The sequence below is a fragment of the Gemmatimonadaceae bacterium genome, from assembly GCA_020852815.1.
Lineage (GTDB): Bacteria > Gemmatimonadota > Gemmatimonadetes > Gemmatimonadales > Gemmatimonadaceae > SCN-70-22.
Genome location: JADZAN010000035.1, coordinates 37,362 through 43,985 on the forward strand (window position 1 = coordinate 37,362; position 6,624 = coordinate 43,985).

The window sequence follows — 6,624 nt, forward strand, 5'->3', positions numbered from 1 at the left end:
GTACGCGGCAATCGCATCTGATCGTTCAGCTGGGGCAAGTGTTTCACGGCGCGGCATCCATCCTGGAGAATCTACGCATTTCGATTGTCGCGACTTGACACTACGACATTTGTTCTACATATGTCGCGCGTGAAGCGCAAATGGTTTCCTCCGGGCGGGGCGTTTGCGATGGGGGGACATGGAGATCGAGGACTTTGGTCGAAACGGGGGAGTGCTGATACTGGCGGATGAGGCGCGTGGTCGGGAGGTTGCGGAGGTGGTGAAAGCGGGGATTCTTGCGCGCGCGCGCTCTCTCTCTCTCTCTCTCTCTCTCTCTCTCTCGGCCTCCATTCTCCGAGGGCGACGGACCCATCGCCGAATGCTGCCCGACTGCAGGCGCGTTCCTCTCGGCTGTTCGGGCTGGCGACGAGCGAATCCTGGTGGTCGATCCCTCGTACGTACATCGTCTGGGCGACGGCGTACTGGCGCTGCTGGTGACCCTTCTGAAGGGGCGAAGTCAGCTCCTTCGACCCGTCATCCTCTATGCGGACACCACTGAGTCTGCGATGCGAGGGACATGCGCACTCGCGGGAGCTGCTCGATGCACCTTGGTCGTTCGCGGCATCGACGACGCCGTGCTAGTGCAGGAGATCTTCGCGGGTTCGGGACTTGGTCCAGAACTTCACCGGCTGGTCGAGCACATCCTTCCGCGCATGACGACTCTTGACGATCGGGTGAGGGAGCAATGGGAGTGCGCGTTGCTCGCACCGGAATCGACGTGTGTCAAGCGAATCGCTGCCGAGTGTGGGGTGTCGAGGAGAACGATGGAGCGCTGGTTCGCGCAGTGCCAACTTCCGTCCCCCGGCCGCCTGTTCGCGATGGCGGCCGAGGCACACGAGTTGGATCGCAGTGACGCAAAGCGCACGCCCGCAGCAACGGCTCAGCGAGTGCCGAGATGAAGAGGGTTCGCCGTTCAGCGTTAGGCTCAACTCGCGCCGCTTCACGCGTGGCACGACGCTATCGTCGCGCCGGCTTTGCGCTATCGGTCGTTGTCGAGAGCAGGTAGGCGGCGAGTAACGGCTCGTCGTCGTCGTCGCCAATCATGACCAATGTGTCGCCGCGGATGGCAAAGCGTGATGCCTCGAAGGGAAGAAGAGTGGATCCCTGGTACGACAACGTATGACGATCGTACAGGTCCAGAATTCGACGGCGATAGTTGGAAGTTCCTTGGAATAGCACGATGAGAAAGCCTCGCCACGCACGGGCATCAAGGGCTCCTTTTCGTGCCCCCTTGGCGAGGCTTGAGCTTCGCATCCTACCATTGCTTTCTAGCAGCTCCTTCGCTTCTGGAAGCGGTTCGATATGCATTCCGAGCCGTGCCTCGCGATTCGGGGCAATCAGAGCGAACTCCTGCTCATAGAGCGGCAGCAGCGCGCAGGTGGAGTCGTCCGCCTGCCTTAGAGGGCCTTGGCGAACGATGAACGGCTGTGCTCGATGCCGAGGCCAGGGGGCAGCGATCGAGTCAACAATGCGCGCAGTCTCACCTGTCGTGGACACGAAGTAGTCGTACACATCGTGCCCAGATGTCTGTAGGAGCACTTCGTTGCTTCCCCAAGCGCATCCCGTTGCCCAGCGTCCCTCCCGCGATACGCGAACATTCTGAAGTTTGTCAGGGACCAGCGCGGTAATGCGGCCATCGCTGAACTCCACGGCCATGAGCCGCGACCACGTGCCGAAGAACCACACTGGTCTGTCCCCGAACTCAGCTGGTCCAGGTCCGCGTCGACCGACGGCGAAACGCGGGCGACCAGAGGCCGCGTCAATGACGTGGATTCGCTTTTCCCCGTAGTCGTAGACGGCGAGGCCTTGCTCCGCGAACTGAATGTCACTCGGATATGGAAGCGCTGGGAGCGACGACAGGCCGTCGGATCGCCACAAGGCACGTAGACGCAGCGGGCCCGCTCGACGCGGTGCCGACCACAGCGCAGGTTGACCAGTAACCTCTGAGCAAGTCCCTGCCGTCGTACAGGGCGCGTCACGCGAGCTCGACTCGACCACGGATGGCGACAGAAGGCACACTACTGAAGCACACAGAGCGGCTGCCGGAAGAGTCGTGGTGCGAGTCATGTATCTATGGCGCAGGTCGAGGTGACAGATGCTCTACAGTTCCAAGTGAGTACCATTGCCGAAACTCAAGAAGTACGGGCGTTCTTCGCGCTCCCCGTAGCCAAAGCGTCCAGACGACCGCGTTGCGACGCCAACCCTGCAGTTGGCGGACCTCGGCGTCGATCTCGCGCGAACGAGACCCGCCCAGCAGCACTTGGACGGCGTTGGGCGGGATCTCACCTCTGGCGCGCGCTCTCCTTCTTGCCTCACGCACGCCTGAACCGCAGTCGTCTTCTTGACCGATGACGTACCAGTGCGTGCCGGCGACTGCCGCTGGCAGTCGCTTGTCGACAAGTAGTGCCGTTGCCCCGTGGCCGAATGCGCCGAGAAGCGCGGCGACTCCAACCATGGAGGCTTTGGCAACTCGAATCAATACCACGTGGCGGCGGTGATCCATGCTGTAACTGCCGAGTACGACGCCCGTTGCGCTAACTATTCTTCGGTAAGATTCCCGGCGAGATCGATCGGCGTCGGCGTGCAGACGCCGTTAGCGCACACATCGAACCAGATTCTCTTGCAGTGTCCCTGCAGCCCTATGCATCCGCCGTCGGCAAGCGCCGGGGCCGGTGCGAAGATCGCCGTCAGCGACGCGACGGAGGAAATGGTGAGAAAGACACGAGTGGACTTGGACATGGGTGCCATCCGAAGCGAAGGTATGGTCCGAAGTGGACTTGCTGTCAGCAGGCAGCAGTCCGCGGACGCGTACTCTAGGCCTTCGCCGTGGCGGTCACCAAACGCCGCGATGCGACATCGCGCATGAAGATCGCGACGGCGATCTGCAGAACGTCGGGGCTGAACATGGGGCTCCCCCGCCTCTGGCGTGACCCCAGTTGCTGATCCAGCACTGCTGTCAGCCGTTGGTTGATTGCCAATGTACTGCTTCTCGCTGGTCCGCCCATTGATCCAACGCTTCGCTGCGGAACGCGGCGCCGATGTCGCAGACGATGCTCGGCGCGTAGCCGCGCGACCGCGACCGCGCCACGCGATCCAACGCGGCGATCACGCATTCCGCGGGCAGCGAGCGGTCGCCTGCGATCAGGAGACACTCCCGCGTGGCATCGTCCACGACCGTCAGAGTGCGACAGCGCCGACCATCGGCCAGGGCATCGCTGACGACGTCCATGCGCCCCCGCTGGTTCGCGCCGGTGATGGCCGGTTTGGGCACGCGCTCGAGCGCCCCCCGCTTGCGGACGCGCTGCCGGACGTGGAGCCCCGCCTCGCGAGACACGCGTTGCACCCGCTGGCGATTGACTCGCAGGCCGACGCGTCGCAGCCACCGGTCCAAGCGCCGGTACACGCGTCGGGAGCCCCACCGCGGCCGCAGGATCGCCACCGTCCGCAGACGCTCGGCCAAGGCCTGATCGTCCTTGCGCGACGGATCGCGCTGGCCCTTACAATGCGAGCGCAGCGAGCTTCCGAAAACGCCCGTCTGCAGCAAGCATCGTTAGGTCGGCGCCACACGGATGGTGCGTCGAAACAGCCCGTCGCGCAACACCACGGTGATGGTCCGCACCCCAATCGAACGTATGCTCGGCGCTCCTCGGTCCCGGAGCGTGCATGCCCGATGCGGCCTCGGCGGCGCGTGGCGTCTACAAGCCCCGGCGCCCGCAGGCATCGCCGCTCTTTCGGTTGGTGTCGGACCATCTGCATCGCCTGCAGACGGTCTACGACGAGCGCTTCGCGCGCAAGTACGGCCCATGGCGCCCCGTGGTCGCACAGGTCGCCGACAAGTTCCTCGCCTGCGGCGTGCTCGACCACGGGTTCGCGCGCATCCGCTGCGATGCGTGCACGCACGGGTATCTACTCGCGTTCTCGTGCAAGTGCCGCTACGTCTGCCCGAGTTGCCACGCCAAGCGGCTGGCCATCTGGACGCAGTGGCTGGACACCACGCTGCTCGCGCCGGTACCGCACCGGCAGGTGGTGCTCACCATCCCCAAGCGGCTCCGCGCCTACTGCCTGTACCGTCGTCGCCTGCTCGGCGAGATCGCCCGCGTCGCCGCCCGCACCGTCACGGCCGCCATCCGTACGCTGACGGGCGAGCGCGACCTCGCCGTCGGCATCGTGGCCTGCTTGCAGACGAATGGCTCGCGGGCCATTACAAAAGTGATCGCTCCGACAAGTCGGACGGCCCGACGGCGGGCACCGAGACGGTGGACCCGATGGAAGTTCCTCGTCCGGGTGCTCGTGCACATTCCGGACAAGGGGCAGGTCACGACACGGTACTACGGCTGGTATGCCAACCGTCCGCGCGGGATGCGACGTCAGGCTGAGCCCGCAGCAGCCGATACGCCACCCCTGATCGTCCCCGCCACACGACTCGCGCCGACCGAAGCCACTCGCCGATGGGCGGCCCTTCTGCCGCAGATGTTCGAGGTCGACCCGCTCGCCTGTCCCACCTGCCACGGCGCGATGCGCATCGTCGCCTGCATCACGCAGACGTCGGTGATCGACCAGATCCTCACCCACCTCCGCACTCGCGCGGCACACGCCACCCACGCGGGCGCGCGGAGCCCGCCATCGACGCGGGCCCCCGTGAGTCGGAGCACCGCACGCGCCCCACGCCCGCCCGCCGACGCCCCGACTCCCCCCTGAGGACGCGCCCCCCCACGCCCCACGACCACGCGGGGACGTTCGGCGTGCGCGGCGATCTCACCGCAGCGACCGCGCGGTCCCCACCGGCTCCCGCCGGCCCCGGGTCACCCATCCGGACCGCAGGCCGAACGGCCCGCGAGGCGCACCGGCGCGGTGGCGGTCGCGCCGACGCCCGCTCCCCGCTGCTCGCGAGGCAGCGGACCAGGGCCTATTTGAGTTTCCTATCGAGAGCCGGCCCTGTCGCCGGGCGAGGTGTGGCGCTGGTTACGGGGCGCCGCCCGGCCCGAGCAACATGTATCGCGAGTCAACGAACGCTATCCGAAAGAGCGCCCGATGCCGTTGAGTACAAGCAGGCCGCTGGCGGCATTGGTCGACGTGCTGCAAGATGGGCAGTTGGCCGAGGCGATTCTCGATCGCATTCCGGAGCTTCGCGCGCGCTTCGACATGCGCGGTCGCTCGTACGCATTCGACGTCTCACCGAGGACGACATAGCCACCCAGTGTGCGAAGTTTGCCCTGCCGCTCTCAGCATGCGACAGAACTCAGAGAAAGCTCCCGACAAGGTTGAGAGAACGGACTGACGCATCGACCGTACGGAGCTTTTGGCGCGGTTCGTCGCTGCGCCTGAGCGACTCGGCGGCGCGTCGCAGCGGTCAGACGGCCCTTCGGTTCACGGGGACGACGCGAGCCGGCGAGCGCGTCCTCTCCTGTGTAGCGTTCGCCGGCCATGCCAAGAAGTGGTCAACTCTCAGGGGAGAGGATGAGGATGAAGAAGAATATTCGGCTGTTGTGTTGCACCGCAGCATTGGCCTTCGGCCAAGCGGCATGTGAAGGGCCACCATTGTCGCCGACGGAGCAGAGCAATCGCGCGTCTCCCGGTCAAACCCGCACGTTGAATGGTTCGTCCGTCGTGCGTGTAGACCGGCCGGGTTTTGCGGAGGCCGAGCGTATAGTCCTGCATGGGACACGACTGCCGAGTGGCTGCGATTACTCCTTCGAGCACTCCTTGCAGTCGGGCAAGGTGACGGGCGGCATCGTCGAATACGATACGGCGACGTGCGACTTTGTAGTCGCAGTAGGTGAACTGGGCGCGCCGCCGACTCGTGTCGCTCCGCTCTACTCGGCATTCGCCGCAGAGAGCATCATCGTGCCAGGCGCTCGGTGGCCTACAGAGGAAGAGAAGGCAAAGTTCCCGCGTAGTGCAGTCGGTGTGTCCAGAGGTGAGTTTCGCGTCGTCTCGCCCTTTGAACGAGCTGCAATGGCCATAAGGCCCGCCTTCCCGTTCACGACGCCGGCGTCCGCGATGCCTAACAATTGCCCGACCGAATTAGACGGATACAAGTACGCCTACAACAACACCTACTTCTATGATCCGATCATGCTGAGGGTGAATGAAGATTCGGTGAACGGCGAATGGGCGTATATACAGCGGGTCTGCGTTCAGACAGCCATTCGGCAGTTCTGGGTCAAGTGGTTTGTCCCGACCGGCTGGAGTCACACGTTCTCCGCGTGGACCTCGACGTTCTCGATTCCGTATCCCTATCACTGGGTGAAGTTCGAGAACACCGCCACGTTCACCAACTGGCTCTTTTGCAATCCGGTGGCCGCAACCTATTCGGAGTATCCATTGGTGCGAATCATCGGTCACGATGACGGCCACGCCAGTTTCTACGACGACGCGTACTCAGTTGGCGATTGCGCGTTCTTATTGGGGAAGTACTGGGATCACTACGTGACGCTGGGCTAAGCACGCCTTGGCATTGTCCTGCCTCAGTTGAAATGTGACTCCCAACCGCTCACTCTATGCAGTGAGCTCGGAGGAGTCCATGAGTCGACCGAATGGCAAGAAGAAAGCTCGGCGACAGTTCACGCCGGATGAGAAGGCCAC

General features: G+C 64.2%; 6 protein-coding genes. 3 read left to right on the top strand and 3 right to left on the bottom strand.

The annotated features are described in order from the left end of the window. Positions 1-996: 996 nt before the first annotated feature. The 3 genes from IT359_17640 to IT359_17650 all read right to left on the bottom strand — a co-directional run bounded on the left by IT359_17640 (position 997) and on the right by IT359_17650 (position 3,583). Positions 997-1,695, bottom strand: a complete 699-nt coding sequence (locus tag IT359_17640; GenBank protein ID MCC6930818.1) for a hypothetical protein — start codon at positions 1,693-1,695, stop codon at positions 997-999. Between the two features lie 882 nt (positions 1,696-2,577). Further along, on the bottom strand, positions 2,578-2,778 hold the full coding sequence (locus IT359_17645; protein MCC6930819.1) for a hypothetical protein: 201 nt from the start codon (positions 2,776-2,778) through the stop codon (positions 2,578-2,580). 217 nt (positions 2,779-2,995) lie between these two features. Next, positions 2,996-3,583, bottom strand: coding sequence for an IS3 family transposase (locus IT359_17650; protein ID MCC6930820.1), 588 nt, complete (start codon positions 3,581-3,583; stop codon positions 2,996-2,998). Between the two features lie 119 nt (positions 3,584-3,702). Between IT359_17650 and IT359_17655 the strand changes: the two genes are divergently transcribed. The 3 genes from IT359_17655 (at position 3,703) to IT359_17665 (ending at position 6,483) form a co-directional block, all read left to right on the top strand. Further along, entirely contained in the window at positions 3,703-4,737 is a 1,035-nt protein-coding gene (locus IT359_17655) for a transposase zinc-binding domain-containing protein (protein MCC6930821.1), read from the top strand. Positions 4,738-5,070: 333 nt separating this feature from the next. After that, positions 5,071-5,229: a hypothetical protein gene (locus IT359_17660; protein ID MCC6930822.1), complete on the top strand. Its 159-nt coding sequence runs from the start codon at positions 5,071-5,073 to the stop codon at positions 5,227-5,229. Positions 5,230-5,502: 273 nt separating this feature from the next. After that, positions 5,503-6,483, top strand: coding sequence for a hypothetical protein (locus tag IT359_17665; GenBank protein ID MCC6930823.1), 981 nt, complete (start codon positions 5,503-5,505; stop codon positions 6,481-6,483). The last annotated feature ends 141 nt before the right edge of the window (positions 6,484-6,624 follow it).